Source organism: Rhizobacter sp. P3_B12 (assembly GCF_056402895.1).
The window spans coordinates 1-2,841 of record NZ_JBFUGN010000812.1; the positions used below are offsets into that span (position 1 = coordinate 1).

The following is a 2,841-nucleotide window of genomic DNA, read 5'->3' on the forward strand; positions in this document are numbered from 1 at the left end:
GGTGTACGGATTGCGCAGCGACTGACCTTCGCCGAAGACGTTCTGGAAGCGCAGGATGGTGCTGCGCACGCCCAGGCTGGCCGCGGCCGAGCTCACCAGCAGTTCCTGCGCGGCCTTGGTGGCGGCGTACACCGAGCCGGGCGAGAACGGTGACGACTCGGGGGTGGCGATTGCGGTCAACAAGCCACCGCCCGAGGCGGTCGGGTTCCATTGGCCGCCGGCCAGCTGGGCCGCGGTGCGGGCCGCGGGCAGCACCCGCTCGCCGGGGCGCGACGCGTCTTCGTAGGCGCCTTCGCCATAGACGCTGCGGCTGGAGGCCAGCACCATCTGGCGCGGCCGCCGGGCGCAGCGTGAGATCGCTTCCAGCACGGCTGCAGTGCCGAGGTCGTTGACGCTCACGTACTGCTGGATCTGGTACATCGACTGCGCGGTGCCTGTCTCGGCGGCCAGGTGGTAGACGGCATCGCTGCCGTCGAACAGGTCGCTGCGGTGGGCGAGCTCGCGCACGTCGGCGCGTACCACGAGCGCGCCGTCGGGCGCGCCGACCTGCGGCAGATCGCCGTGGATCTGCGGCGTGATCGCATCGATCAACGTGACCCCGTGGCCTTCGGCGATGAGCCGCCGCGCCAGTTTCTGGCCAATGAAACCCAACCCACCGGTGATGACGACTTTCAAGAACCCGACTCCCATGCAATGCGACCGATGACTCGGTGGAATGAATACGTGCTGAAGGCTGCCAGCGTGAGTGCCTGTACTGCGGCGCAGGTGTACAAGGTGCTCACCAGGCTCATGGACAGCCAGGATGCCAGTCCTACGACGGCCCCTTGCAGGAGCAGCGAAGTGCCGGAAAAGGCCAGGAGGATGCGGGAAAGGCCCCGCGCCCTCAGAAGATATTCCTGGCAATCGCTGGCAAGGACCGTACTGTAGACGACGACCGCTAGCACCAGCGGCGCCGCATCGGCGTACTTCGCGAGCGACGGCACGAACGAAATGGCCAGGTCCCAGTAGGGCAGCAGCAGCACCGCGGCCAGCGCATAGCCGATGTTCGGCAGTGCGAACCACGCCTGTGTCTGGAGCAGCAGGCGCCACTCGCCCGGTTTCACGCGCGCGAGCGCATGCCCGAACAGTTGCGTGGTCACCGACAGGAACAGTGAGCAGGGGAGCTGGGCGATCAGCGCGAAGAAGAACAAGCCGGTGTCGTGCAGGCCGTACGCGAGCGGCACGAGCAGCCGAAGAAGCGACGAATTGCCGAACTGGACGAGGCGGGCGAGCCAGAGCGTGAGCTGCTCCGTGTCCAGGCGCTTGCGCGGCCAGCGCAGCCGCAGGACGTGGCGGATGCGCAGTTCCCTGGAGTGCAGGAAGAATCCCGTGACGAGCACCGCGGCCGCGAAATCGATCCCGACCACCTGCAGCGGCGCTGCCGGGTGCAGCAGCATCAGCATCAGCACCGAAGGCAGGTTGCGGACCATCATGAAGACCGCCAGCCGACTGTGCGCCCGCTGCATCCGCAGCAGCAGGTCCAGGCAGGCGGTCGCGTACTGCACGACGAAGAGTGGCAACAGCATCCACAGGCGGGGATCCGGCGTGTCGACCAGCAAGGCATACAGCGCCAAGAGCAAGCACACGGCCCCGGCGACGATCGACAACACCAGCAACTCGGTCCGCGAGGAAGCGATCAGTCGCTTGCGCGTGCCGAAAGCAGAGGCCGGCGCCGAGAAGCCTTTGATCATCACGCTCAGGTACGCGGGAAACGGCACCAGCACCAGCAGCAGCGAGGCCAGCGCAACGAGCGATCCGTAGAGGCCGAAGTTGGCCACCGACAGCGAGCTGGCGACGAAGTACTGCTTGAGCAGTCCCGAGGCGACGAACACCCCGTTGGCGGCGAGGCCGGATGCAAAGATGCGCAGCATGGAACGGCTAGCGACGATGCGTCGGCGCGTCGGGCGCCGGGACGGGGCGCGATGGCGAAGGAGCCCACAGATGCCGGAATGAATCAGCCATCGTCAGCTGATGGCGCTCCAGGTGCTGCGCCAGCCATTCGGCGCGCTCAAGCCGCTGTGCCTCGGGCTCGGCCAGGCGCTGTTCCAGCAGGGTGTGCAGCGTGTGCTCGTCCGCGAAGACGAACTCGTCGATCCGCGCGCCGAACACCAGCGCGCTGTCGGCGCACACCACCTGCACCGGCGCGCCGGCATAGCTGATGATTTCGCTGGAACGCGGGTAGAGCGCGGCGTCGCCGGATTTCGAACCGCAATCGAGATTCACGGCCGCTGATTCGTACAGGTCGAGGCGGGCCTGCAGCGAGTACGCCGCCGGTTGCGAAGCGAGGCCGAAGCGTCCCCAGTTCGGGCCGACCAGCTGCAGCCGGTCGCCGAAGGCGAGGCTGACCGATTGGGCGATCCACAGCCGCAGCAGGTTCTTGCAGAGCACGTGGGCCAGCCGCCGCTCGCCGGCCGAGCCGGTGTGGGCGGCCAGCAGGTCGCGGTAGTCCTGCGTCAGGTAGAAGCCGTGGCCGTGCTTGGCGCGCAGGGCCGCGAAGCGCTCCTCCCACCAGTCAGCTCCACCGGGCAGCGAGCTGCTGTTGGTGACGTCGCCGATGAACAGCACCTGCCGGCGTGCCTGGGGGTTTGGCGATCGAAGGTGAAGCTGCGGCGCGAAGCGAAACAACTGCACCGGGTGCTGCGTGTCCTCGAAGAAGCACACGCGCTTCTGCGGGGCCATCTGCAATGCGCGCGGGAATTCATCCGCGTAGTTCCACAGCATGCGCGCGGCATCCGGCCCGAGCAGGCGCGCGAGCCAGGGGACACCGGCGAACCGGTCGCTGATCACCACGGACACCTCGAC

3 protein-coding genes are annotated in these 2,841 nt (G+C 67.6%); all 3 read right to left on the reverse strand.

The genetic code is table 11. The features are described from left to right. A partial coding sequence (locus AC1D01_RS28420) for an NAD-dependent epimerase/dehydratase family protein (RefSeq protein ID WP_477872380.1) occupies window positions 1-675 on the reverse strand: 675 nt, incomplete at its 3' end. Continuing rightward, window positions 672-1,910 (reverse strand): hypothetical protein, encoded by a 1,239-nt coding sequence (locus AC1D01_RS28425; protein ID WP_477872382.1) that lies wholly within the window; start codon window positions 1,908-1,910, stop codon window positions 672-674. The genes AC1D01_RS28425 and AC1D01_RS28420, both read right to left, overlap by 4 nt. A gap of 7 nt (window positions 1,911-1,917) precedes the next feature. Continuing rightward, the coding region (locus AC1D01_RS28430) for a hypothetical protein (protein WP_477872384.1) at window positions 1,918-2,841 on the reverse strand (924 nt) is incomplete at its 5' end.

Bases quoted from the DNA above. Each gene is read 5' to 3' on its own strand.
- AC1D01_RS28425 (WP_477872382.1), bottom strand. From the start codon at position 1,910: ATGCTGCGCATCTTTGCATCCGGCCTCGCCGCCAACGGGGTGTTCGTC.